This is a genomic window from Sphingomonas azotifigens NBRC 15497, from assembly GCF_002091475.1.
Classification (GTDB): Bacteria; Pseudomonadota; Alphaproteobacteria; order Sphingomonadales; family Sphingomonadaceae; genus Sphingomonas; species Sphingomonas azotifigens.
This window is the reverse complement of record NZ_BCTR01000021.1, coordinates 129,487-154,112: the sequence shown is the minus strand read 5'-3', so window position 1 is coordinate 154,112 and position 24,626 is coordinate 129,487. Positions and strand designations below refer to the sequence as shown.

Here is a 24,626-nt window from a genome sequence, read left to right as displayed (position 1 = left end):
TGATCTCCAAGCGTACAGGCGCCGCCGGGGGCATCGAGCCCCCGCCGCCGCCGGCCCCACCCCCCAACCCCTCCCCTGAAGGGGAGGGGCTTAGAAGTGGGAGGGGCATAGATCTCTCTCCCCCTCCCCCCTCGCGGGGGAGGGAGGGGCCCGCCGCCCCAGGCGGTGGGAGGGAGAGGGGGGCGATTTGCAAGCGCAAATCGCGCGGTTGCTGCGCAACCGCTCACCCTCTCCAAGCTGCGCTAGGCGGCAAGCCGCCAAGCTCCGCTATCCTCCCCCGTCAAGGGGGAGGAAATGAAGCAAGATGGGATCGCCTCGATCCCAACCCATCATCCCTCCCGATTGCGGGAGGTAGAGTAGGACAGTCGATGCGCTACCTGCCCCTTACCCCGGCCGACCGTCAGGCGATGCTTGGCACGATCGGCGCCCAGTCGATCGACGATCTGTTCGTCGACGTGCCCGAAAGCGCCCGCCTCAGCGGACCGATCGCCGGCCTGCCGATGCACGCGTCGGAGCTCGCGGTCGAACGCCACATGACTCGCCTGGCCGCCAAGAACCTCGCCGCCGGTGAGGCGCCGTTCTTCCTCGGGGCAGGGGCCTATCGCCACCATGTGCCGGCCTCGGTCGATCACCTCATCCAGCGCGGCGAGTTCCTCACCGCCTACACGCCCTACCAGCCGGAAATCGCGCAGGGCACGCTGCAGATGATGTTCGAGTTCCAGAGCCAGATCGCCCGGCTGCTCGGCTGCGACGTCGCCAATGCCTCGATGTACGACGGCTCGACGGCGTGCTGGGAAGCGATCTCGATGGCGCGGCGCGTCACCAAGCGCGGCAAGGCGATCCTCTCGGGCGGCCTGCACCCGCATTATGTCTCGGTCGCCAAGACGATGGCGCGTTTCACCGGCGACCAGCTCGTCACCGGCGTGCCGACGTTCAGCCCCGAGCCCGACACGCTCGACCTGATCAACGCGATCGACGCCGACACCTCGTGCGTCGTCGTCCAGTATCCGGACATTCTCGGCCGCATCGAGGACATGTCGGCCCTCGCCGATGCCTGCCACGCCAAGAAGGCGCTGCTGATCGCCGTCGTCACCGAGCCGGTGGCGCTGGGGGCGATCAAGGCGCCGGGCGAGATGGGCGCGGACATCGTCGTCGGCGAGGGCCAGTCGCTCGGCGTCGGCCTGCAGTTCGGCGGGCCCTATGTCGGCCTGTTCGCCTGCTCGGAAAAGCTGGTCCGCCAGATGCCCGGCCGCCTCTGTGGCGAGACCGTCGACGCCAGCGGCAAGCGCGGCTTCGTGCTGACGCTCTCCACCCGCGAGCAGCATATCCGCCGCGAAAAGGCGACGTCGAACATCTGCACCAGCTCGGTGCTGTGCGCGCTCGCCATGTCGGTGCACATGACGCTCTTGGGCGAGAAGGGCCTGCGCCAGCTCGCCGAGCTCAACCATGTCGGCGCCAGCGCCGCCGCCGACCGCCTGGCCGAAGTGGACGGGGTCGAGCTGGTCACCGACCGATTCTTCAACGAATTCACCCTGAAGCTGTCGAAGGAAGCGCGCCCCGTCGTCCGCCAGCTGGCCGACAAGGGCATCCTGGCCGGCGTGTCGCTCGGCCGCCTCTATCCGGGCGTGACGGAGCTGGAGAACGGGCTCGTCGTCGCGGTCACCGAAACCACCACGGAGGAGGACGTCGAGACGCTTGCCTCCGCACTCGAGGAGGTGCTGGCATGAGCACGATCAATCCGTCGGGCTGGCGCCCCACCACGCCGTCGCAGGGCGGCGAGAGCGCCGAGGGCACCTTCACCGGCAACCGCGCGCTGATGCTGGAAGAGGCGCTGATCTTCGAGATCGGCTCCACCGACACCACCGGCGTCGATTTCGGCGAAGCCCCTGCGGGCAAGTCGCGCCTTGCCGGCATGGAGCGGAGCAAGCCGATCGGCCTGCCGGGCCTGTCCGAGCCGGAGACGGTGCGCCACTATACCCGCCTCAGCCGCCAGAACTATGCCATCGACCTCGGCCTGTTCCCGCTGGGCAGCTGCACGATGAAGCACAATCCGCGCCTCAACGAGCGGATGGCGCGCCTGCCGGGCTTCGCCGACATCCACCCGCTCCAGCCGGTCGATACCGTGCAGGGCGCGCTGGAGGCGATCGACCAGCTCGCGCACTGGCTGATCACGCTTACCGGCATGCAGGCGGTGGCGATGAGCCCCAAGGCGGGTGCCCACGGCGAGCTGTGCGGCGTGCTGGCGATCCGCGCCGCGCTCGACGCCAAGGGCGAGACCGCGCGCCGCATCATGCTGGTGCCGGAGAGCGCGCACGGCACCAACCCGGCGACGGCGGCGTTCGCCGGCTTCGCGGTGGAGGACATCCCCGCGACGCCCGAAGGCCGGGTCGACGTGGCGGCGCTCAAGGCGCGGCTGGGGCCGGACATCGCGGGCGTGATGATCACCAACCCGAACACCTGCGGGCTGTTCGAGCCGGACCTCAAGGACATTTCCGACGCGGTCCATGCCGCCGGCGGCTATGTCTATTGCGACGGCGCCAACTTCAACGCGATCGTCGGCCGGGTCCGCCCGGGCGATCTCGGCGTCGATGCGATGCACATCAACCTCCACAAGACCTTCTCCACCCCGCATGGCGGCGGCGGTCCGGGTTCGGGCCCCGTTGTGCTGTCGGCGGCGCTGGCGCCCTATGCGCCGCTGCCGTTTGTCGAGAAGACCGCGGACGGCTACCGCCTCGTCGAGGAGGAGACTGCCGAGGAGCATCATGCCGGCACCTTCGGCCGGATGACCGCCTTCCACGGCCAGATGGGCATGTTCACCCGCGCGCTGACCTATATCCTCAGCCACGGCGCCGACGGCCTGCGCCAGGTCGCCGAGGATTCGGTGCTCAACGCCAATTACGTGCTGCGGTCGATGGAGGACGTGCTCGACGCGCCCTTCGCCAAGACCGGCCCGTGCATGCATGAGGCGATCTTCAGCGACAAGGGCCTGCCCGAGGGCTTCTCGACGCTCGACATCGCCAAGGGGCTGATCGACGAGGGCTATCACCCGATGACGGTGTATTTCCCGCTCGTCGTCCACGGCGCGATGCTGGTCGAGCCGACCGAGACGGAGAGCAAGGCGGCGCTCGACCAGTTCATCGGCGCGTTCCGCAACGTCGCGATGAAGGCCAAGCAGGGCGAGGCGGCGCTGAAGAGCGCCCCGCACTTCGCCCCCCGCCGCCGCCTCGACGAGACGCTCGCCGCGCGCAAGCCGGTGCTGGCCTATAAGGACGCGGCACCGGCCGAAGCGGCCGAGTAAGCCCCCGACCCGTTACCCCCCGAGAGAGGGTCGCACACGCCGGCTGGAAGCCCCCGCTTCCAGCCGGCGTTTTGCGTTCGGGTGCTATCGCATTTGCGAGACCTATCGCGCCACAGCCACGAAGGCGGGAAGGTCCGCACCCCATTTCGCCTCAGGCTGCCGCTTCGACGACCCGCTCGACCCGCTCAAGCCGGCGTAGAGGGCTGCGGCGCGCGCGGAGCACCTTTCAGCGCTGCCGCGTTCGGCAAGCGGATGCTTCGATCTGCAAAGCATCGATCGAAAACGAACCATCGGCTTCGATCGAGAAATAGGTGGCAGTCTGTGCCGAAGCTTGCTGCTGGAGCGATCGAATGGCCGCCTGATGCGCCTCGGAGGTCCGCATCCGACCGACCCAGGAGGGGTAGTCCATTCGAATGCGGCGCGTCTCGGCACGACGCACGCGAAATCCTGCGCGAGCCAGAGCAGCGGTCCACTCGGCTTCACTGTAATTCCGCACATGCGACGGATCGCGCAGCAGCTCGACTGCTTGCAGGTGCGTGTCGAGCGCCGGGACTGCGGGCGATATGACGTCAACGAAGATTGCGGGGCACCCTGGTTTCAGTACGCGCAGGGCTTCCCGCAGGCCGGCGTCCAGATCGCTCCAATGGTGCGCCGAGTAGCGGCAGGCCACCAGATCAAACGACGCATCTTCAAAGGGCAGGCGTTCAGCTGGCGCTTTCGTTGTCTCGATGTTCGAGAGGCCCCTTTCGCATGCGGTCTGCGCGACGACATCAAGCATTCCAGGCGACAGGTCGACGGCGACGACGGAGCGCGCGTGCTGCGCCAGTAGATAGGCGACGTGCCCGCCGCCCGTACCAATATCCAGCGCCCGACCGGGGCGCAACTCGGCGCAGATCTTGGCCAGCGCGGCGAGGTCCTCGCCGCTGGAATGGACGTTGCTGGCGACATAGGCTGCGGCTTGGCTGCCGAACTGGGCTTCGACGACGGCATCTTGGGAACGGGTCATGTCATGTCCTCCTCGATACCCTCTCTGTCACGCGTTTAGACTGGTACAAGATAAGCGTTTATCCTGTTATAATGACTCCCATGACCAGCGAAGAACGACGTAAGCTGCTCGGAAGCTTCATCCGGTCGCACCGCGAGCGGATGAAGCCGGAGGTGGTGGTCCGGCGCCGGCGGACGCCGGGGTTGCGCCGTGAGGAACTGGCGGCCCTTGCCGGGATCGGCGTGACATGGTGCGCCTGGATTGAGCAAGGTCGCGAAGTCAGTGTTTCCGCCGAGACGCTCTCGCGCATCGCGGAGGCGCTCGCGCTAACGCCGGCGGAGCGTTGCTATTTGTTCGAACTGGGCGGCCGCCGTGATCCCGCCGAACCCATGATCTCGACGGTTGCGACGGCACCTGCCTCGGTGGCCGCGCTCGTCGGGACGCTATCGGTTCCGGCTTATGGACTCGATCGTCTTTGGAACGCGAGTTGTTGGAATTCGGCCGCCGAGCGCTTGTTCACGGGCTGGCTTGGACCGTGCGGTGAGCGCAATCTGCTGCGCTACACGTTTCTGTCGCCATCGGCCAAGATGCTCCTGCCGGACTGGGAGCAGCGCGCCCGCCGGGTGCTAGCCGAGTTTCGGGCCGATTGCGTGCGACGAATGAACGATCCTTTCCTGGACGGTCTGGCCAAGGATTTGCGCGCGAGGTCCGAACTGTTCGCCCAGGAGTGGGATTCGCAAAGCGTCTCGGCGCGGGAAGGCGGGATCCGGACATTCGTTCATCCGTTGGACGGGCCGCTCAGCTTTTCCCAGCATACGTTCAACGCGGGTGAACGTCCGGATCATAAATTGGTGGCGCTGATGCCAGTCTAAAAACCGGGACTCGCGCGCCTCCGGGATGTCGATCGTGCCGGAAGGCGCCGGGAATCATGATGACGGCGCGGCTTGGCACCACAGCATTTTGACCCCGCCGCACTTCCCCTTATGCTGCACCGCATCGCACCCGGGGGACTCCGCCATGCAGTTCGATACGCCGCACCTGATCCGCTACGGCATCACCGCGCTCGTCGTGGGGCTGATCCTCGCGCTCCGCATCCGCCGCATGTCGAAGGCGCGGCCGCTTACCCTGGAGCGGCTGTGGATCATCCCCAGCCTCTACGCGCTGCTCGTCGCCAGCCTGTTCGTCCAGGCGCAGCCGAGCCTCGGCGGCTGGGCGCTGTGCGCGGCGGCGCTGGCGGTGGGCGTGGGGCTGGGGTGGCAGCGAGGCAAGCTGATGCACCTCTCGGTCGATCCCGCCACGCACCAGCTCAACCAGAAGGCGTCGATCGGCGGGCTGCTGTTCATCGTCGCGCTGATCGCGATCAAGTTCATCGGCCAGGCCGAGGGCTCGGCGCTGCACCTGAACGTGATGCTGTTGACCCAGGCCTTCGGGACGATGGCGCTGGGGCTGTTCAGCGCGATGCGGGTGGAGATGTATCTGCGGGGCAAGCGGCTGCTCGCCCAGGCGCGCGCTGCCCTATGAACGACGGCGACCGCAGCTGGCTCGCCCCGCCCGAAGGCGTGCGGCGGCATGCCCCGGCGACGCTGCGCAACCGCGCGGCGATCGCGACGATGCTCGGCGAACTGCTGCCCATGGCTGGCCGCGTCCTCGAAGTGGCGAGCGGCAGCGGCGAGCATTGCGCTTATTTCGCCGAGCATTTCCCCAGGCTCGAATGGCATCCGAGCGATCCGGACCCGGATGCGCTCGCCTCGATCGCGTCGTGGTGCAACGGGCTGGCAAACGTCCGCCCGCCGATCGCGCTCGATGCGGCGGCGGCGACATGGCCGGTCGGGCATGCCGATGCGATCCTGTGCATCAACATGGTCCATATCAGCCCCTGGGCGGCGACGCTGGGGTTGATGGCGGGGGCGGGGCGGCTGTTGCCGCCGGGCGCCCCGCTGATCCTCTATGGCCCCTATCGCGAGACCGGCGTGCCTACCGCGCCTTCGAACGAGGCGTTCGACCAGTCACTGCGCGCACGCGATCCGGCCTGGGGGCTGCGCTTGCTGGACGAGGTGATCGCGGCGGCGGAAGCGCAGGGGCTGGCGTTCGAGCGGCGGGTGGCGATGCCCGCCAACAACCTCATAGTGGCGTTTCGGCGTAGCTAGCCTCCCTATTTATCATCCAAGAGATTTTTGTAGAATTACTGATCCTGCCTTGTTTATGCTTGGGCAGGTTACAAAAACTGGGGGGTAAAGTGAGCGGGGAGTTGATCATCAGTTTTCGTGGCAAAGATGCTGACGAAGGACATCTTGATGCTTTTGCTGGAATCGAAAGTGCTGCCGGTGTGGCCAGAGCGTTGGCTCTGATCGGGCATTATGCTGCTACAGGCACTGTTCGCCATCGGTATCCATTTGATACGAATGTAAAATTTTTCCTCGAAGGTACTGAAGAGGGGAGCTTCAATTGGAAAGTGGCCCTCTCCATCACGGGCTCTCTCGCGTTAGGTCTTAGTACTAACGCAGTTTACGATCTCGCAAAATTGTCGATCGGCCGGGCTATTGGTGAAGAGCCAACTGCAGTAAGTGCAGAGGTGCAAAAACTTAACCGTGAACGTGGGGGCGATATTGAAGCACTCATTGAGGCAGTAGAGCCTGCATTGAAGAAGGCTCACTACGGTATCGGTGAAACTGCTCACGAGATCGTCATTGAGGAAATTAATTCCAAAAAAGTCATCATTAAACTGGATCAGGCTTCAAAAAATTATCTTCTTGACAGTGTTGACGGTGATGATGACTTCCAGGATGTTTCTGTATCTGCATTAAATGTGAATGATAGAACAGGGCGGGCGTATTTTCATGATTTGAAGCGCACTGTTCCATTTAGGGTTTCGTCCGATGCGGACCCTGAGACAATGACTGTTTTGTCGCGGTGCCTAGACCGTTATGCGAATAACAAGCCTGCACCTACTCGGATTTGGTTCACGCGGGTTGAGGCGATCGATGGCCGGTTGAAGAGAGTTATCATTTTCAAGGCGGTCGACGTATCCGATGTTGAGTAGCATGCTTAGTAGCTAAGCAGCTTTAGGTTGTTGGCGGGTGGCGATGCCCGCCAACAACCTCATAGTGGCGTTTCGGCGTAGCTAGCCTGGCCGCGCGCGAGCTTCTGCTCGCGATAGACGATGTAGAGTCCGCTGGCGATGATCACCGGCGCGCCGAGCCAGGTCGAGAAGGTCGGGAACACGTCGAACAGCAGCCAGCCATAGAGCGTCGCCCAGATCAGCCCCGAATAGTCCATCGGCACTACGGCAGAGACGGGGGCGAAGCGCATCGCGCCGGTGAGCGCGAGCTGGCCGACGCCGCCGACAAGGCCCGTGGCGATCAGGATCGCCCAGGTCTGGAGGTCGTGCGGGCGGAAGTTGAAGGCGTAGATCGCGCCGAGCACCGGCACCGACAGCAAGGAGAACCAGAACACGGTGGTGCCGGCGCTCTCCGTCTTGCCGATCTGGCGCAGCGTGATCGCGACGATCGCCACGAACAGCGCCGCCATCAGGCCCACGAAGGCGCCAAAGATCGGGATCGCCTGCTGGCCGGGCTGGACGACGATCAGCACGCCGACAAAGCCCAGGATCACCGCGCCCCAGCGATGCCAGCCGGTCGGCTCGCCCAGGATCAGCGCGCCGAGCAGCGTCGCGAAGATCGGCACGGTGAACTGGAAGGTCTGCGCCTCGGCCAGCGGCAGCAGGATCACCGCGCCGAAAGTGAAGATCATGCCGGTCAGGCCCACCGCGGTACGCCAGGCATGCGCGCCGAAGCGCTGCGTCTTCAATGACTTGAGGCCGGGGCCCATCGCCACCCACAGGGTCACCAGCGGCACCGCCCAGAGCTGGCGGTGGAACATCGTCTCGATCAGCGAGGCCCCGCGCAGTTCCGACATCTTGATGAGCGCCGACATCGTCGACATGCAGGCGATGGCAAAGAGGCGGAGGGCCAGGCCGGTGGCGATGCGGTCGGGTCGGGCTTCGGGCACGGGGCGAGGGTTAGGGAAGGGGGCGGCGGGCGGCAAGCCGTTTTATCGATGCGGAAAAGCGGCGCATGGCGCAGCGCAGCAATCCCCGGTTGCCCGGCCCGGCATTATCCCGTACCCGAACAAAGGAACGGCAAGAACAAGGGGGTAGCCCGTGCAGCATGGCTCAGCCGCCGGTCCGCTGCGGTGCTGCCGCCGCTCCCGGGGATCGATCCGCGGTGCCGAACATTTTTGCTGTCGCATAGCGGGGCTGACACATCGATGCTTCACGTAATTCTGACGCGCTTCAACATCGCCAGCCGCGGCCGCGAGGTCGCGATCCGCAACTCGCCGGGTTGGCTCGATCGCCGGTTCGGCCTGTTCGAGCAGTTCTGCCTGCCGAGCATCGCCGGGCAGAAGAACCGCAACTTCCACTGGCTGATCTATTTCGACAAGGACACGCCCGCCGAGTTCCGCGAGCGGATCGAGCGCGACCGGCAGATCTACAATTTCACGCCGCGCTTCGTCGCGCTGTTCGACAAGGCGCTGATCGCCGAGGACGTCCGCGCGCTGGGCACGCCGGACGAGGACCTGATCGTCACCACCCGGCTCGACAATGACGACGCCGTCTCCGACGATTTCGTCGCGCGGGTGCAGGCGGCGGCGCAGGACGCGCCGGCGCAGACCGTGCTCAACTTCACCCATGGCATCGCGATGCGACGGGGCCGGCTCTACTCCGCCAGCGACCAGAGCAACCCGTTCACCTCGCTGGTCGAGCGCGATTTGGCGGAAGTCGAGACGATCTGGGCCAAGGCCCATCACGAGCTCGGCGAGAAGTGGACGATCAAGCAGGTGGCCGGCCGCCCGGTATGGCTGCAGGTGGTGCACGGCGAGAACGTCACCAATCGGATCAAGGGCAAGCTGGTGTCCGACACCGCGGTCATCGATTCCTTCAAGATGCGCGACGACGTTGCCGCGGAACGCGTCCATGGCGGCGACATCCTGTTCGATCGGCTGGTCGCCGCACCCGGACGCGCGCTGCGCGAAGTGGCGATCAAGGTGATCAAGCCGGCGGTGATGCTGGTGCGCGACCACCACGGCAAGTAAAAGGAACGGGGGCGCCGCGCAGGAGGCGGGAACGATGTTGCACGGGCTGATCGATCGCCTCTTTCCGCCGGAGCCGGAATCGCCGTGCCGCAAGATCTGCCGGATCGACATGACGCAGGATCTCTGCGTCGGCTGCTGGCGGCGGCGGGACGAAATCGCTGCGTGGCGCTCCTATAGCCGGCGCGAGAAGCGGGCGCTTCTCGCCCAGCTTCCCGCCCGCGAGCAGGCGTATCGCAGCGGCGACGCCGCGCCCTAGGCCTGGACGAGCAGCCGCTCCACCACTCGCGCCAGCGAGTCCTCCCAGGCCGGTGCGCGGTAGCCGAAGGTCTCGGTGAACCGGCTGCAGTCTAGCCGCGAATTGGCCGGGCGCTTGGCCGGCGTGGGATAGCCGGAGCTCGGGATGCCGGTGACCGTTGCCGTCGGGCCGCCATGCCGGGCGCTCTCTGCAAAGATCGCGCGGGCGAATGCCGCCCAGTTGGTCTCGCCCGATCCCGCGAAATGATAGAGGCCCTTGGTGGCGCCATCCTGCTGCCAGCGCTGCACCACCGCGAGGATCGCGGTAGCGATGTCGAGCGCCGAGCTGGGGCAGCCCTGCTGGTCTTCCACCACGTTCAGCGCGTCGCGCGTCTCGGCAAGGCGCAGCATCGTCTTGACGAAATTGTTGCCGAACGGGCTGTAGACCCAGGCGAGCCGCACCACCGCATGGTCTGCGCCCGAGGCCTGTACCGCCTGCTCGCCGGCCAGCTTGGTCGCGCCGTAGACGCCGAGCGGGCCGGTGGCATCGTCCTCGCGCCAGGGCCGATCGAGGCTGCCGTCGAACACATAGTCGGTCGAAAGGTGGATGATCGGTGCCCCGATCTTGGCACCCGCGCGCGCGAGCACGCCGGGGCCGTCGCCGTTGATCGCCATCGCGATCTCGGGCTCGCTCTCGGCCTTGTCGACCGCGGTATAGGCCGCAGCCGAGACGATCAGGTCGGGATGCACCCGCGCCACCGTCGCCTCGATCGTCGCCGGCTGGGCGAGGTCGAACTCGGGCCGGGCGGCGAAGACCAGTTCATGGCCCTTGGCCTGCTCGGCCAGCGCCTGCGCGACCTGGCCGTCCTTGCCGGTGACGAGGATGCGCATCAGGCGGTCTGCCCCAGCCGCTCGCCGGCATATTTGCCGGAGCGGATCGGGCCCCACCACCATTCGTTGGCGAGATACCAGTCGATCGTCGCGGCGATGCCGGTGTCGAAATTCTCCTCGGCCTTCCAGCCCAGCTCGGTCTCGAGCTTAGTTGCGTCGATCGCGTAGCGGCGGTCATGCCCCGGGCGATCGGTGACGAAGGTGATCAGCTCGCGGCGCTTTCTGCCGTCGGGCAGGGGAATGCGCTGGTCGAGCAGGTCGCAGATTGTCTCGACCACCTGAAGATTGGTCCGCTCGTTGCGGCCGCCGACATTGTAGCTCTGGCCGACCTTGCCGGTGGTGGCGATGGTGGCGAGCGCCTTGGCGTGATCGTCGACATACAGCCAGTCGCGGATATTCTCACCCTTGCCATAGACGGGCAGCGGCTTGCCCTCGAGCGCGTTGAGGATGGTGAGCGGGATCAGCTTTTCGGGGAAGTGGAACGGCCCGTAATTGTTCGAGCAGTTCGACAGCACCACCGGCAGGCCATAGGTGTGGCCCCAGGCACGGACCAGATGGTCGCTCGCCGCCTTCGACGCCGAATAGGGCGAGGAGGGATCATAGGGCGTCTCTTCGGTGAAGATGCCGCTGTCGAACGGCAGGTCGCCGAACACCTCGTCGGTGGAGATGTGGTGGAAGCGGAAGCCGTCGCGCTTCTCGCCTTCCAGCTCGCGCCAATATTGCAGCGCCGCCTGGAGCAGCTTGAAGGTCCCGACGACATTTGTCTCGATGAACTCGCCCGGGCCGTCGATCGAGCGATCGACGTGGCTCTCGGCGGCGAGGTGCATCACGACGTCGACCTGCTCTTCGCGGAGCAGCGGCAGGATCGTCGCGGTGTCGGCGATGTCGGCATGGACGAAGCGGTAATTGGGCGCGTTCTCGATCGCGGTCAGCGAGGCCGGGTTGCCGGCATAGGTGAGCTTGTCGAGATTGATGACGCGCGCGCCCTGGCGGACGAGATGGCGCACCACCGCCGAGCCGATGAAGCCGGCACCGCCGGTGACGAGGAAGGTCTGCTGCATGGCTCAGCCCTGATAGAAGAAGGGGGTGTTGAACGCGGCGAACGGGGTGGCGACCGCGTCCTTTTCGGAGAGCACGGGCTCGACGCCGATGTCCGGCCAGGTGATGGCGAGATCCGGATCGTCCCAGCGGATCGCCATTTCCGAATCCTTCGAATATTTGGCGCTGACCTTGTAGAGGATCTCGCAATCCGGAACGAGCGTCATGAAGCCGTGGGCATAGCCGGCGGGAACCAGCAGCTGGTTCCACTTTTCCGCCGAGAGCTCGACGCCCACCCACTTGCCGTAGGTGGGCGAGCCGCGGCGGATGTCGACGGCGACGTCGTAGATCGCGCCGCGCAGCACGCGGACCAGCTTGGCCTGGGCGAAGGGCGGCGCCTGCAGGTGCAGGCCGCGGATCGTGCCCGGGGCTGCCGAGAAGCTTTGATTGTCCTGCACCCAGCGCGCCTCGACGCCCTCGGCATCGAGCACCGACTGCTTGAACACCTCGGAGAAGAAGCCGCGATGATCGCCATATTTGGGGGGCGTGAACTCGATCACGCCGGAGAGTTCGTGGTGATGAACCTGGGTCATGCGGTAGCCACCAGCTTGCGGAGATAGGATGCGTAGCCGGTCTTGCCGAGCCCGGCGGCGCGCTTGAGCAGATCCTCGGCGCCGAGCCAGCCGGACTCGAAGGCGATTTCCTCGGGGCAGGCGATCTTCACGCCGGTACGATGCTCGAGCGTGCGGACGAACGAGCCGGCATCGTGCAGGCTGTCATGCGTGCCGGTGTCGAGCCAGGCGTAGCCGCGGCCGAGCCGGGTGATGTGCAGGTCGCCGCGCTCCAGATAGGTGCGGTTGACGTCGGTGATCTCGAGCTCGCCGCGCGCCGAGGGCTGGATCGACTTGGCGATCTCGACAACGTCCTTGTCGTAGAAATAGAGGCCGGTGATCGCCCAGTTGGACTTGGGCGTCGCCGGCTTCTCCTCGACGCTGGTCGCGACGCCCGTTTCGGGATCGAACGCGACGACGCCGTAGCGCTCGGGATCGTCGACATGATAGGCGAAGACATTGGCCCCGCCCTGCGCTGCTTGGGCAGCCGCGGCCTGGCAGCGTTCGCCCATCTTTTCGCCGTGATAGATGTTGTCGCCGAGGATCAGCGCGCTGGGATCGTTGCCGACGAAATCGGCACCGATGATGAACGCTTCTGCAAGGCCGTTCGGCGCGGGCTGTTCGGCATAGCTGAGGTTGATGCCGAACGCCGATCCGTCACCGAGCAGCGCCTGGAACATCGGCAGGTCGCGCGGGGTGGAGATGATCAGGATATCCCGGATGCCCGTGAGCATCAGCACCGACAGCGGATAGAAGATCATGGGCTTGTCATAGACGGGAAGCAGCTGCTTCGAGATCGACAGCGTTGCAGGGTAGAGGCGCGTGCCGCTGCCCCCCGCAAGGATGATGCCCTTCATTCAATACTCCCCCTTGGGGCGGGACCTGAGCCCGCAACTGCAACGAAACGAAAAATGCGGAAGCGACGGCGTTGTCAATCCAGCCGCCTACCCCTCACCGGTGGCTGCGCCGCGTCCGATCAGAATGCATTGGAATGGACGATCACCCGCAGCGTCTTGAACAGGATGGTGATGTCCCGCCAGATGTCCCAGCCGTCGATATATTCCATGTCGGCCTGGAGCCGGTTGGTCAGGTCGACGCGACGATCGGTGGCGCCGCGGAAGCCGCGGACCTGGGCGAGGCCGGTCATGCCCGGCTTCAGCGTGTGGCGGTGCCAGTAGCGCTCGTCGATCTCCCAGAAATAATGGTCCGCCGCGCGCGAGCCCAGGGCGTGCGGCCGCGGGCCGACGACGCTCATGTCACCGCGCAGCACGTTGAGCAGCTGTGGCAGCTCGTCGATGCTGGTCTTGCGGATGAAGCGGCCGACCCGGGTGATGCGCTCGTCGTCGCGGCTCGCCGAGACGTTGCCGTCGGCATCGCACTGGGCCTGGCGCATCGAGCGGAACTTGAGGATCTTGAACAGCCGGTTGCCGCGGCCGACGCGGTCCTGCGCGAACAGCACCGGGCCCGGCGTCTCCAGCTTGATCGCGATCGCCACCAGGATCATCAGCGGCGACAGCGCGAGGACGGCGGGCAGGGTGATGGCGAGGTCGAGCGCACGCTTCTTGGCGCGGTTGGGCATGCTCAGCGGCCCCTGCGAGACCACCAGCGTATCCTTGCCGTCATAGGCGTCCACGCCGATCGCGCCGAGCGCGTTGAACTGCGGCACCAGGATCTCGCCCTTGACGTTCATCCCCTTGAGCAGCAGCGCCCACACCGCGCGATGCTCCTCGGTGCAGGCGACGATCACCCGATCGAAGCCGACGACGGTGGTACCCAGCCGGTGGAGCATCTGCGGATCGCGCGGGTTCGGCGACAGGTTGATGATTCGCGCATCGAGTGTCACGGCGCCGGCAACATCGAGCGGCACGCCGTCGAGGATCACCAGTTCGTCGAGCAGCTGGCCGCGCGTCATCGCGCGGACGTGCCGGCGGAAGGTGAGGCGGCCGATCATCACCAGGCTGAGCGCCAGCAGCGCGCCTTCGCCCAGCTGCATCCGCGACAGCGGCAGTTCGGCGGTCAGCAGATAGCTGCCGAGCAGGACGACGAAGACGGCGAAGAAGAAGGCCGAGAAGATGCTCTTCACCCCGCTGACCGGGTGGCGCAGGCAGCTCAGCGAATAGGTGCCGCTGGCGAGCGCGGTGCCGAGCGTGATCGGCAACAGGAAGAAGCCGACATTGACCCCCGCGAGCGAGAGCCAGTTGCCGTCGCGCGAGCAGGCGGCGATGTAGAAGCCCGCCAGGATCCCGATGCTGTCGAGCAGCACCAGCTCGGTGTAGAGAATCATGCGCGCGGTCGAGCGGCGCCAGACGGGGGCAATGCCGGCGTCCAGGCGCGCGTGCGCCCGGAGTTCCGCCTCAAAGGCGCGCTGTGCTTCGAAAGCGTTCATTGCCTCGTCCGGCTCCCTCAACGGATCGCGCACGCTGTCAGCGGCCGAGTCGGCCTGTTGCACTGCGTTATAATGGGACGCAAGTCGATCGGATAGTCTCCGGATCGGCGAACCGGTCTAATTGTGAGACTTTGAAACAACAGGAATCCACCCCGCATATGCCCTCCCGACGTGGATCCAACCCGCCTGAACGCGTGACGTGCCGTGTTGTATCCGCCCGGAATGCACTTTGTTTAGCAAGTCCTGGCGAATTGTCGAAGCACAGCCTTTCCTACGTGTAACGAGCGTCTCCGCATCTCTCCTCACGCTTGGAAAGGCGGCGTGTGGCGCCCGAATTCTCGCAGTCGCAACATAGAAAATACGCGTTGTGCGCTGCGCTGCACAAGCCCGGCACTCCAGCGATCGCAACGGGATAGCGTGCCGTGCTTAACGTTCGTCTAACATGATCGGCCGGCGGTGGCAGCACCAAGCGGTTCCAGATCATTTCGAAACCGGATCTATCGGGCCTACGCAAAATCCCTGAAAACACTGGCTTAAGCGAGTCTTTACCACCCTTCTTCATCATGGCCGCGGTTAGTAGCGCCATGGAGGCAGAGTTCCGGAATGACACGCGACGAAATGCAGGCGCACCTGCAAAGCGCCTTTGCTGCCCAGGCAGCCTCGGCACGCGACGCAGAACTGCGGGAATCCGGGCTGGTGGCGCTGTCGCTGCTGTTGGGGGTCCACAATATCGGCATTACGCCGGAGCAGCTGCGGCACATGCTGGGCCATGCCGAGGCCGCCAGCGTCGATGATCTGATTCTGCTGGCCAAGCGCCAGCAGGGCGTGCGCGCCAAGGCGGTCGACGTGCCGCGCGGCGCCCTTGCGCGCCAGCCGCTCCCCGCGATTGCCGACGGGCCGGACGGCTGGTTCGTGATCGGCGGCCTGACCGAGCACGGCGTGATCATCCAGCGCCCCGGCCACGCGCCGGAGCAGGTGGACCGCGACGGGCTGGACGCGATCTGGTCGGGCACGCTGGTGCTGCTCACCACCCGCGCCGCGGCAGGCCATCAGCCACTGCGCTTCGGCTTCTCCTGGTTCACCGCGCAGTTCAAGCGCTACCAGAAGCTGTTCCTGGAAGTGCTGGGCATCACGCTCGCGCTCAACCTGCTGGGCCTCGCCGCGCCGCTGCTGTTCCAGAGCGTGATCGACAAGGTGCTGATCCACAACAGCATGAGCACGCTCAGCGTGCTCGCCTTCGCCTTTCTGGCGGTGTCGATCTGGGAAGTGGCGCTCGGCTGGATCCGCACCCGCCTGTTCACCGAGACGACGCAGAAGATCGACGTCGAGCTGGGTGCGCGCCTGTTCAGCCACCTGCTCGCGCTGCCGCTCAGCTATTTCGAGAAGCGCCGGGTGGGCGACACCGTCACCCGCGTCCGCCAGCTCGAAACGATTCGCGAGTTCCTCACCAACGCCTCGCTGACGGTGATGGTCGATCCGCTGTTCACGCTCGTCTTCCTCGCGGCGATGCTGATCTATTCGCCGATGCTCTCCGCCATCGTGCTGGTGTCGCTGGTCGCCTATGCGATCGTCTCGTTCAGCGTCGCGGGGCCGCTGCGGGCCCGCGTCGAGGACAAGTTCGAGAAGAGCTCGGCCAGCAACGCGATGCTCGTCGAGAGCGTCTCGGGCATCCACACGATCAAGGCGACCGCGGTCGAGCCGCACTGGCAGAATCGCTGGGAGCGCCAGCTCGCCGCCTATACCGCCTCGTCGCAGCGGCTGATCAACACCGCCAATACCGGCAGCCAGACGATCGAGCTGATCTCCAAGCTGAGCTTCGCCGCGATCCTGTTCTTCGGGGCGCAATCGGTGATCAGCGGCGCGATGAGCGTCGGCGCGCTGGTGGCGTTCAACATGTTCGCGCAGCGCGTCTCGGGCCCGGTGATCCGCATGGCGCAGCTGTGGCAGGACTTCCAGCAGGTCCGCATCGCGATCGAGCGGCTGGGCGACGTGCTCAACCATCCCGCCGAACCGCGCTCGGCCTCGGCGGCGACGCTGCCGGCGCTGCGCGGTGCGATCCGCTTCGAGAATGTCAGTTTCCGCTACGCCGAGGATCAGCCGCCGGTGCTGAGCGACATCACGCTCGACATCCCCGCCGGCACGTCGCTCGGCATCGTCGGCTCGTCCGGCTCGGGCAAGTCGACGCTTGCCAAGCTGCTCCAGCGGCTGAACATGCCCAGCCATGGCCGCGTGCTGGTCGACGAGGTCGACGTGGCGCAGCTCGATCCCGCCTGGCTGCGCCGCCAGATCGGCGTGGTGCTGCAGGAAAACCTGCTGTTCAGTCGCTCGATCCGCGAGAACATCGCGCTGGCCAACCCCTCGATGCCGTTCGAGCATGTCGTGGCCGCAGCGACGCTCGCGGGCGCGCACGACTTCATTCTGCGCCAGCCGCGCGGCTATGATACCGAGATCGTCGAGCGCGGCGTCAACCTTTCCGGCGGCCAGCGCCAGCGGCTCGCCATCGCCCGCGCGCTCGTCGGCAATCCGCGCATCCTGGTGTTCGACGAGGCGACCTCGGCGCTCGATGCCGAGAGCGAGGAGCTGATCCAGAACAATCTGCGCGCGATCTCCGCCGGCCGCACGCTGGTGATCATCGCGCACCGTCTGTCCGCGGTGCGCGGGTGTGACCGGATCATCACGCTCGAACAGGGCCGTATCGTCGAGAGCGGCCGACATGAAGAATTGTTGCGCCTGGGCGGGCGCTATGCCGACCTGCACCGCCGCCAAAGCGGCTATGGGGAGATTGCCGCATGAACGCCGTCGTCACCATCGATCGCGGCGGTCCGCTGCGCCGGATGCGCAAGCCGGCCCCGAGGGTCGACTACGATACCGAGTTCCTGCCGGCCGCGCTGGAGATCATCGAGCGCCCGGTATCGCCGACCGCGCGCCTCACCGCCAAGGTGATGCTGGGGGGGCTGGCGGTCACCACCGCCTGGCTGGCGATCGGCAAGGTCGAGGTGGTGGCGCCGACCCAGGGGCGCATCGCCCCGATCGGCGAGACCAAGATCGTCCAGTCGCCGGAGGTCGGCATCGTCCGCCAGATCCTCGTGCGCGAGGGCCAGCAGGTCGCCAAGGGCCAGGTGCTGATCACCCTCGACCCGACCGTGTCGGCGGCCGAGGCGGCGCAGGCCAAGGTGGCGCTGCTCAGCGCCCAGCTCGACGTCGCACGCAACCAGGCGATCATCGACGCGCTCGACGGCAAGGGCTTCCACTTCGCGGCACCGGCGGGCGCGAGCCCGGCGGAGGTCGAGACGCATCGCAGCTTCGCCCGCGCCAAGCTCGGCCAGATCGAGGCGTCGCTGTCCAGCGGGCGCTCCGAAAGCGGCGCCGCAATTGCCGCTTCGGCCGAGGCGCAGGCACAGGTGCGCAAGCTCGAACAGTCGCTGCCGCTGCTCGAACAGCAGATCGCCGCGAACGAGGCGATGGCCGCCAAGGGCTATGTCTCGAAGCTGCGCGTGGTCGAGATGCGGCGCCAGCTGATTGCCGAACGCCAGGATCTGACCGCCGCCCGCGCCACGGTCGCCAAGCTCGGGCAGCAGTCGCACAGCGTCAGCAGCCTGTCCGCCAAAACGCGCGACGAGGCACGCGCGCAGGTGCTGCAGGATCTGGTGAAGGCGCAGGACGAGGTCCGCGGCCGCAGCGAGGAGGTCGCCAAGGCGAGCCTGCGCAGCTCGTTCCGCGAACTGCGCGCGCCGGTGAGCGGCACCGTCTCGCAGCTGCAGGTGCATACCGAAGGCGGCGTGGTGGAAGGCGCCAAGCCGCTGCTGTCGCTGGTGCCGGACGATGCCCGGCTCGAGGCGGAGGTGATGATCGACAACAGCGATATCGGCTTTGTCCGCACCGGCATGCCGGTGAAGGTGAAGCTGCAGGCGTTCCCCTATACCCGCTACGGCATGATCCCGGGCACGGTGGTGGGGATCAGCCCCGAGGCCGTTCAGATGCGGGAGGGGCAGCCGCCGGTCTACAAGGCGCGGATCGCATTGGAGCGGAGCCACATCATGGCCAATGGTGCGCAGGTGGCACTGCGCCCCGGCATGGTCGCCAGCGCCGACATCGTCACCGGCAAGCGCACGCTGCTCAGCTATCTCGTCGGTCCGGTGCTCGAGACCGGCAGCGACGCGCTGCACGAGCGCTGATCGAGCGTATCCGGATCGTGAAGGCGATGGGAGAGGAAGGGGCGGCGCCCGGCGCCGCCCCTTTCCGCGTTCAGGCGCCGGGGCGGCGCAGCGGAATGATTTCCTGGGTCAGTTCGGTGCCCAGCAGCGGCCGCAGCACCCGCGGGTCGAGGGTCTTCACCAGCTCGCGGGCGAAGTCGAGATTGGCGGCAAGGCCCTGCTCGGCATCGCTGGTCACGGTCGAGATGCGGACCAGCACGCCGTCGACGATCCAGCCGGCGATCTGGCTCTTCAGCCGGGCGAGCAGCTGCTCGTTGCCGCTCTGGGGCAGATATTCGCCGACGCGCGCCCAGTAGAGGATCTGCTCGGTGCGGTTGTAATTGGTCGCCGTCAGCGCGCGCCCAGGGATCGCGATCTTGCCCGCGACCGGAATCGTCTGCGGGTGCGTGTCGAGCACGGTGAAGCCGAAGAACGGATAGCAGACTTCCGGCCGGTGGAGCTGCAGCAGATCGGTCTGTGCGTTGCCATAGGCGATCAGCAGCATCACCGTGGCGCCGTCCGCGCGCGAGAAGGCGCGGCTGACGACCTGGTTGTACAGCTTGTCTTCCAGGCTGCCCTCACGCGGCGGCGCGATCAGCGAGCCGGTATCCTCTGCTTTCCAGGCACCAAAGGCCTTGGGCATCAGCGTGTCGAGCTTGGTCTTGCCGAGCAGGTCCATGCGGCGATGCGGCTTGAAGCCGATCGATGCGCCGGTGGCGGCGAGGCTGCCTGCGCCGATCAGAAGGTCACGCCGGCTGAACATGCTGGCCTCCGCGACGAAGAAGGAGCTGTTCGACCACCCAGTCGATCGCGAAGATGCACAGTAGCGCCGCCACGAACATCACCATGCCGGTGGAGACGTGGAGGAAGCTCTGCGCGGCGGCGTCGCCGAAGTGATAGGTGATCAGCACCAGCAGAATGATGCGCACGATGTTGGTGACCACCGCGACCGGGATGACCAGCGCGGCGATGAACAGCGCATAGCGCCACGACGGCTTGTTCTTGATGTAGATGTAGAGCAGCGTCACCACCACCAGGCTGGACAGCGAGCGCAGGCCCGAACAGGCATCCTCTACGAGGAGCTGATAGGGGCCGACGAACAGCGTCACGCCCTGGCGCAGGATCGGATAATCGAGCGCCGACAGGAAATGGGTAGCGGCGTAGGAGACGAATTCCTTGAGCGGCGCGGTGACGCGGTCGACCACCCAGCCCGGCGGCGGGATCAGGAAGAACAGCCACAGCACCGGGAACCACGCCGCGCGCAGCACCTTGGCGCCGAAATAGAGATAGCCGGTGGAGATGACGGTGAGCACAAGGCCTGCCGTCTCAACGCTGATGAAGTCGAAGATGCGCCCGATCGTATAGAGCAGCAGCGACCCGAACAGGAACAGCGCGCCCAGCGCGAAACTGCCCGGCGCACGCAGCTCCTCGATCGTGCTGCGCTGGCGCGCCAGCATCCAGGCGCCGGTCGCCAGCACGATCGGGCCATGGACGCCGCCTTCCGAGCTCCACACCTGACGGCCCAGCGTGATGAAGGTCGGGATGGCAAGGGCGATCAGCGCGACGACGGCCAGCCAATAGCCATGGCCGGACGAACCCCGCTGCTGCTTCAGCGCAGTCGCTGTCATACTGTCCAAATCAGTATCCGTTCAGCACGCAGCCGATGACGTTGGTGCGGTCGGCGCGCAGCGTGCGGGTGAGGGTATTCACGTCGCGGATGAAGCTGGAGTCCTTGCGCGCGACGATCATCGCATAGCCGGCAACGTTGGCGACGCGCTGCGCATCGGCGCAGGTGTTCGACGCCGTCGTGTCGAAGATCGTGATGTCGAACTCGCGCAGCAGCTGCGTCACCACGTCGCGGAACTGTTCGGACGAGAGCAGTTCCTGCGGGCTGTGCTCGACATGGCCGGCCGGCACCACCGACAGCTGCTCAAGGCCGGTCGGGTGGATGATCGAGGCCAGCTCGACATCCCCCGAGGAGAGATAGTCGGCCAGGCCGGGCTTGCTCGGCTCGACGCCGAAGGCGGGCCCGATCTTCGGATCGCGGAGGTTGGCGTCGACCAGTGCGGTCTTGATGCCGATCTGCGCAAGCGCGGTAGCGAGGTTCACCGCCATGAAGCTGCAGCCGACGCCTTCCGACGCGGCGCACAGCGCCAGCGCGCGCCGGCCTTCGCGCAGGTGCTGCGCGATGATGCGGGTGCGCAGCGCGCGGATCGCTTCGGCTTCGATCCCGGTCGGATCCGACAGCACGAGCTGGTATTCGAGGACCCCGGTCGTGTCCGGTGCGGTCACTTGCGGGTTCGGCCGATTGCCTTCGGGCAGCGGGGCGGGCGTGGTGATCGCGTCCATTAGTTTACTACAGCTCCGTGCGGGGCGACGGTGTCGCCAGCGTCCTCATGGGCGCGGCGCAGTCGGGTCGTCAAAGAAGCGCGGCTCTGCACCACGCCGAGCACCGGCGCGTCGACCGCGATTTCGAGGTCTTCGGGGCTCCGCACGCGGCGGCCGAGCAGCTCGACCAGCAGCGCGACCAGCAGGCCAAGGCCCAGGCCGAAAGCCGCGGCACCGCCGATGATCATCGGCACCTTCGGGTAATAGGGGCTTTCCGGTGCGGTGGCTTCGCTCAGCGTCGACATGCCGGTGTCGTCGCTGCTCGCCTCGAGGCGCAGATCGGCGACGCGCTGGGCGGCCTTCATATACTGGTCCTGCTTCAGCGACAGGTCGCGCTGCAGCTGCATCAGCCGATCGACATCCTCGCGATTGCCGAGCACGCGGGCGAGCTGGGCCTGCGCTGCGCCTTCAATCGCGCCGCGGCCCGGACCGACCGGGCTGCTGGCTTGGGCACGCTCCTGCGCGGCGGCCTTGGCATAGACCTCGCGCTGGCGCTGCAGCGCCTGGAAGGCCGGGTGGTTCGGGCCGAGGCTGGTGGCTGCCTGCTGGATCTGCTGGTCGATCTGCGCGAGCTGCATCTGCGCCGGGCCCATGCCGCCACCGGCAATGATGGTGGGAGCGGCTGCGGCTGCGGTAGCGCCCTCGAGCTGCTGGAGCTTCTGGGTCTCAAGGTCCCCGCCGCCCTCGGTCATGACGATATGGGTCTTCTTCATGAAGTCGGTGCGGGCCTGCACCGCCGCCGCCAGCGACTTGCGCGCCTCTTCCGCCTGCACCGCGTACCAGTCGGCCGACTTGGTCGCGGCCTGCCGCTTGCCGGCGCGCGCCAGCTCGAGGAAGGTCGTGCGGATGATGTTGGCGATGCGCTCGGCGCGCTCGGGCGAGCTGTCCGAGTAGGAAATCTCGAGGATGTTGCTGCCCTCGATCATCCCCGCCTTGGTGTTGGCGATGATCTGCTTCGACAGCCAGCGGCGAATATCGCCGGTGCCCGCCGCCGACGAGGCGTTGAACGCCGCGATGTTCGCCGGATCATTGGCCCAGCCGAGCTGATCGACCACGCGACCGGCGGTCGCATAGTCCTCGATCAGTTCGGTCTGGGTCTGGACATAGGCGCGCATGAACTGCGAGCTCATGACCTGGCCGGTGACCGGATCGGGCTTGAACGTGTTGAGCACCACCCGCGTGGTCGCCAGATACCGCTCCGGGAGGAACTGCACCACGAGCGTGGCGGTGGTCACGCAGACGAGGAACGCCGGGATGATGATCCACCGTCGCGCCCAGAGAATGCGGAAGAATTGTACAATATTCACCGGTGCGCCTCGTCAGCTAACATCACAAGGGTTGATCAGAACAGCCGCTCGCCGATCACGATCGTATCGCCGGGCTTGATCAGGTCGCTCATCTTCAACTTGATTTCTTTGCCATCGCGCGTGACCTTCACTCGCTTGAACGAGCCAGCCGCAGTAAGGCCGCCGCTCGACGCGATCGCGCGCTGCAGCGTCAGGTCCGAGCGAATCGGGAACTTCCCAGGCGAATTGATCGCGCCGTAAATGTAATAGAGTTCGGCCTCGGGGACAAACACCTTGTCACCCGGCGTCACCAGGGGATCGTCGTCCGGACCGCCCTGCGCCAGCTTCTTGAACTCGATCTTGGACTGGGTGCCGTCCTTGCGGGTCAGCACGACATATTCGGCCGCATCGCCGCGAATGCCGCCCGACCGGGCAATGACTTCGGACAGATGGTAGACGCGATCGACCGGCATCAGGCCGGAGCTGCCGACCGAGCCGAGCACGGTGATGTAGTTGCTGACGAAGCCGACGATCTCCACGCTGACGATCGGCTTGGCGTAATAGCCGCCGGCCTTCAGCAGCGCCGCCAGCTTGTCCGCCAGCGAAACCGCGGTTTCGCCGACGACCGGCACGTTGCCCAGATAGGGCAGCGTGGCGGTGCCGTCTTGCCGAACCCGCGCACGGGTGTGGAAATCGCTCTGGCCGAGCACATTGGCGTCGAACACGTCGTCGACGCCGAGCTTGTAGCCCGCCGGGGCGAGCTGATCCTTGCCGTTGCTGACGCTGATGTCCTGCGCCGCCGTCGCGGGCGCCTGCTGCGGCGCTTGCGCCTGCGGTGCGGGGCGCGCGGGGGCGGGGACAGCTGGGGGCAGCGAGCGGTTGGGGATCTGTGCCGTCGCCGGCACGGCCATGCCGAGCAGCGCGGGGAGCGTGGAAGCAATCAGGTAGGCAGTTTTCTTTTGCATGTATCCAGCCCTTATCAGAGCGCCAACGAGGTCGTGAAAAAGACGCGCGTCGATTTATACGGGAAAAGTTGAATGTTCGATGTCCGCTCCGAATAGGTCGTGCCCAGCGAGAAGCGGAGGCGGCGGATCGCCGAATAGCTGATGTTCGCGCCCAGGTTGAACGACTCGTCGCTGCCCGAGACGGGTGCGTTGAGGAAGAGGCTGGATGCGGCGAAATCGCGCCAGGTGCGGCCGGCGTTGACGCCGAGCGACATGCGGTTCGACAGCTGTTTCGACACGCTTGCCGAGATCGTCGTCGTGATATTGTAGCTGACGAAATAGATTGCCGACGGTTCCGAACTGCGCGAGCCGGAAAGCTGCACGCTGTAATCGTCGCCGCGATAGGAGGCCGAAAGCTGGTAGCCGATGCCCGAGAAGCTGCGCGTCCCCGCCAGCTTGGGATCGACCTTGGTGTAGTTCACCGAGCCGCTGAAATTGAGCCGGGTGCCCAGGCTGCGTTCCAGCTGGACGCCGACGGCATAGCTCTTGCTGCCGTCCTTGCCGCCGGTCGGCGTCAGGCGGTGAATGTAGCGGGTGTCCGAGCCGCGGCCGAACACCGAGATCGTGCCGATGGCGGGGACGGACAGGCCGAGCTGTGCCGTCAGGCTGTCCGAGTTGGAATCGCCGAACTGGCGCAGCGCGCTGTTGTTGCGCGTCTCGAAGCGGCTATAGGCCAGCGACGGCCGCAGGCCGTAGCTGCCGCAGCCGATATCTGCCGAGAAACGACGGCTTTCCTGCGTGTTCCGGAAGCTCTGCGGCGTGTCCGTGGTGAGCAGATCGGAGAGCTCGCCCAGCGCGCGCGTATAGCCGACTTCGCCGTGCGTCAGGCAGGACGCGAATCTCTGGTCGGCACCGCCGTTCAGCGAGATGTTCTCGCGGTTGAGGCGGGTATAGTTCTTGAAGAAGCGGTACCCGATGGTCCCGTTGACATAGGTGCTGCCAGTGGCGCGCGGCAGCACGATATCGAGGCTGAGCGAGGGCGAGGTCGAAACGTCGCCGCGGGTACCGCCGCCGCTGATCCGCGGATCGTTCAGCACCACGTTGTCGTTATAATCGATCGTGTTGACCGCCCGGATATCGATCTTCCGACCGCCGCCCTGCGCAAACGCGGGTGCCGCCGACAGCAGGGTCGCGGCCAGAAACGCATACGAACCGATTCCGCAGCCGGACAGGCGAAAAGGTTCGGCCTTATGAAGGTTCGTTACTTGCACACATTTCCCC

The 24,626-nt window shown here is 66.2% G+C and carries 23 protein-coding genes; 10 read left to right on the top strand and 13 right to left on the bottom strand.

Annotated elements, in window-relative coordinates; translation table 11 throughout:
• The first annotated feature begins 368 nt into the window (after positions 1-368).
• Positions 369-1,727 (top strand): aminomethyl-transferring glycine dehydrogenase subunit GcvPA, encoded by a 1,359-nt coding sequence (gcvPA, locus tag SAZ01S_RS09585; protein WP_084582044.1) that lies wholly within the window; start codon positions 369-371, stop codon positions 1,725-1,727.
• Positions 1,724-3,298: an aminomethyl-transferring glycine dehydrogenase subunit GcvPB gene (gene gcvPB, locus SAZ01S_RS09580; RefSeq protein ID WP_084582043.1), complete on the top strand. Its 1,575-nt coding sequence runs from the start codon at positions 1,724-1,726 to the stop codon at positions 3,296-3,298. Before gcvPA ends, gcvPB begins: the two co-directional genes overlap by 4 nt.
• A gap of 226 nt (positions 3,299-3,524) precedes the next feature.
• Here the strand turns inward: gcvPB and SAZ01S_RS09575 are convergent, their stop codons facing one another.
• Positions 3,525-4,304 (bottom strand): class I SAM-dependent methyltransferase, encoded by a 780-nt coding sequence (locus SAZ01S_RS09575; RefSeq protein WP_084582042.1) that lies wholly within the window; start codon positions 4,302-4,304, stop codon positions 3,525-3,527.
• Positions 4,305-4,384: 80 nt separating this feature from the next.
• Between SAZ01S_RS09575 and SAZ01S_RS09570 the strand changes: the two genes are divergently transcribed.
• The 4 genes from SAZ01S_RS09570 to SAZ01S_RS23625 all read left to right on the top strand — a co-directional run bounded on the left by SAZ01S_RS09570 (position 4,385) and on the right by SAZ01S_RS23625 (position 7,323).
• Positions 4,385-5,155 (top strand): helix-turn-helix transcriptional regulator, encoded by a 771-nt coding sequence (locus tag SAZ01S_RS09570; protein ID WP_084582089.1) that lies wholly within the window; start codon positions 4,385-4,387, stop codon positions 5,153-5,155.
• A 145-nt stretch (positions 5,156-5,300) separates the two neighbouring features.
• Positions 5,301-5,804, top strand: a complete 504-nt coding sequence (locus tag SAZ01S_RS09565) for a CcdC protein domain-containing protein (protein WP_084582041.1) — start codon at positions 5,301-5,303, stop codon at positions 5,802-5,804.
• Positions 5,801-6,430: a DUF938 domain-containing protein gene (locus SAZ01S_RS09560; RefSeq protein ID WP_084582040.1), complete on the top strand. Its 630-nt coding sequence runs from the start codon at positions 5,801-5,803 to the stop codon at positions 6,428-6,430. The genes SAZ01S_RS09565 and SAZ01S_RS09560 overlap by 4 nt, the downstream gene beginning before the upstream one ends.
• A gap of 101 nt (positions 6,431-6,531) precedes the next feature.
• A complete protein-coding gene (locus tag SAZ01S_RS23625) occupies positions 6,532-7,323 on the top strand; it encodes a DUF7946 domain-containing protein (RefSeq protein ID WP_139810012.1) in 792 nt (263 codons plus the stop codon).
• Positions 7,324-7,382: 59 nt separating this feature from the next.
• Here SAZ01S_RS23625 and SAZ01S_RS09555 read toward each other — a convergent pair whose 3' ends face one another.
• Positions 7,383-8,291 carry a DMT family transporter gene (locus SAZ01S_RS09555; protein ID WP_084582039.1) on the bottom strand — a complete coding sequence of 303 codons (909 nt, stop codon included), beginning with the start codon at positions 8,289-8,291 and terminating at the stop codon, positions 7,383-7,385.
• Between the two features lie 258 nt (positions 8,292-8,549).
• Here SAZ01S_RS09555 and SAZ01S_RS09550 point away from each other — a divergent pair, with 258 nt between their 5' ends.
• Positions 8,550-9,374, top strand: coding sequence for a glycosyltransferase (locus SAZ01S_RS09550; protein WP_167693125.1), 825 nt, complete (start codon positions 8,550-8,552; stop codon positions 9,372-9,374).
• Positions 9,375-9,408: 34 nt separating this feature from the next.
• The gene (locus SAZ01S_RS09545; protein WP_084582037.1) at positions 9,409-9,630 is read left to right on the top strand and encodes a DUF1289 domain-containing protein; all 222 of its coding nucleotides are present in this window, start codon (positions 9,409-9,411) and stop codon (positions 9,628-9,630) included.
• Here the strand turns inward: SAZ01S_RS09545 and rfbD are convergent.
• From rfbD to SAZ01S_RS24415, 5 genes are all read right to left on the bottom strand, one after another.
• Complete coding sequence (rfbD, locus tag SAZ01S_RS09540) at positions 9,627-10,499, bottom strand: dTDP-4-dehydrorhamnose reductase (RefSeq protein ID WP_084582036.1); 873 nt, start codon at positions 10,497-10,499, stop codon at positions 9,627-9,629. The two genes, SAZ01S_RS09545 and rfbD, sit on opposite strands and share 4 nt — an antisense overlap.
• A complete protein-coding gene (gene rfbB / locus SAZ01S_RS09535) occupies positions 10,499-11,560 on the bottom strand; it encodes a dTDP-glucose 4,6-dehydratase (protein ID WP_084582035.1) in 1,062 nt (353 codons plus the stop codon). Before rfbB ends, rfbD begins: the two co-directional genes overlap by 1 nt.
• A gap of 3 nt (positions 11,561-11,563) precedes the next feature.
• Positions 11,564-12,130 carry a dTDP-4-dehydrorhamnose 3,5-epimerase gene (rfbC, locus tag SAZ01S_RS09530; RefSeq protein WP_084582034.1) on the bottom strand — a complete coding sequence of 189 codons (567 nt, stop codon included), beginning with the start codon at positions 12,128-12,130 and terminating at the stop codon, positions 11,564-11,566.
• Positions 12,127-13,005: a glucose-1-phosphate thymidylyltransferase RfbA gene (rfbA, locus tag SAZ01S_RS09525; protein WP_084582033.1), complete on the bottom strand. Its 879-nt coding sequence runs from the start codon at positions 13,003-13,005 to the stop codon at positions 12,127-12,129. Before rfbA ends, rfbC begins: the two co-directional genes overlap by 4 nt.
• Before the next feature lie 119 nt (positions 13,006-13,124).
• The gene (locus SAZ01S_RS24415; RefSeq protein WP_084582032.1) at positions 13,125-14,534 is read right to left on the bottom strand and encodes a sugar transferase; all 1,410 of its coding nucleotides are present in this window, start codon (positions 14,532-14,534) and stop codon (positions 13,125-13,127) included.
• A 603-nt stretch (positions 14,535-15,137) separates the two neighbouring features.
• Here SAZ01S_RS24415 and SAZ01S_RS09515 point away from each other — a divergent pair.
• Together SAZ01S_RS09515 and SAZ01S_RS09510 are read left to right on the top strand one after the other, a co-directional pair.
• On the top strand, positions 15,138-17,327 hold the full coding sequence (locus tag SAZ01S_RS09515; protein ID WP_084582031.1) for a type I secretion system permease/ATPase: 2,190 nt from the start codon (positions 15,138-15,140) through the stop codon (positions 17,325-17,327).
• Positions 17,324-18,709: an HlyD family type I secretion periplasmic adaptor subunit gene (locus tag SAZ01S_RS09510; protein ID WP_084582030.1), complete on the top strand. Its 1,386-nt coding sequence runs from the start codon at positions 17,324-17,326 to the stop codon at positions 18,707-18,709. Before SAZ01S_RS09515 ends, SAZ01S_RS09510 begins: the two co-directional genes overlap by 4 nt.
• A 70-nt stretch (positions 18,710-18,779) precedes the next feature.
• On the opposite strand, the gene epsI is transcribed toward SAZ01S_RS09510, so the two are convergent.
• Genes epsI through SAZ01S_RS09480 form a run of 6 tightly spaced genes read right to left on the bottom strand, consistent with a single transcriptional unit; the run spans position 18,780 to position 24,616 of the window.
• Positions 18,780-19,490: an exosortase-associated protein EpsI, V-type gene (gene epsI / locus SAZ01S_RS09505; protein ID WP_084582029.1), complete on the bottom strand. Its 711-nt coding sequence runs from the start codon at positions 19,488-19,490 to the stop codon at positions 18,780-18,782.
• Positions 19,474-20,355, bottom strand: a complete 882-nt coding sequence (xrtV, locus tag SAZ01S_RS09500; protein WP_084582028.1) for an exosortase V — start codon at positions 20,353-20,355, stop codon at positions 19,474-19,476. The genes epsI and xrtV overlap by 17 nt, the downstream gene beginning before the upstream one ends.
• Positions 20,356-20,365: 10 nt before the next feature.
• Complete coding sequence (locus SAZ01S_RS09495) at positions 20,366-21,076, bottom strand: CpsD/CapB family tyrosine-protein kinase (RefSeq protein WP_084582027.1); 711 nt, start codon at positions 21,074-21,076, stop codon at positions 20,366-20,368.
• The gene (locus SAZ01S_RS09490) at positions 21,076-22,422 is read right to left on the bottom strand and encodes a Wzz/FepE/Etk N-terminal domain-containing protein (protein WP_084582026.1); all 1,347 of its coding nucleotides are present in this window, start codon (positions 22,420-22,422) and stop codon (positions 21,076-21,078) included. Before SAZ01S_RS09490 ends, SAZ01S_RS09495 begins: the two co-directional genes overlap by 1 nt.
• A gap of 35 nt (positions 22,423-22,457) precedes the next feature.
• Positions 22,458-23,366: a polysaccharide biosynthesis/export family protein gene (locus SAZ01S_RS09485; RefSeq protein ID WP_084582025.1), complete on the bottom strand. Its 909-nt coding sequence runs from the start codon at positions 23,364-23,366 to the stop codon at positions 22,458-22,460.
• A 14-nt stretch (positions 23,367-23,380) separates the two neighbouring features.
• Complete coding sequence (locus tag SAZ01S_RS09480) at positions 23,381-24,616, bottom strand: porin family protein (RefSeq protein ID WP_245824743.1); 1,236 nt, start codon at positions 24,614-24,616, stop codon at positions 23,381-23,383.
• Between the last annotated feature and the right edge of the window lie 10 nt (positions 24,617-24,626).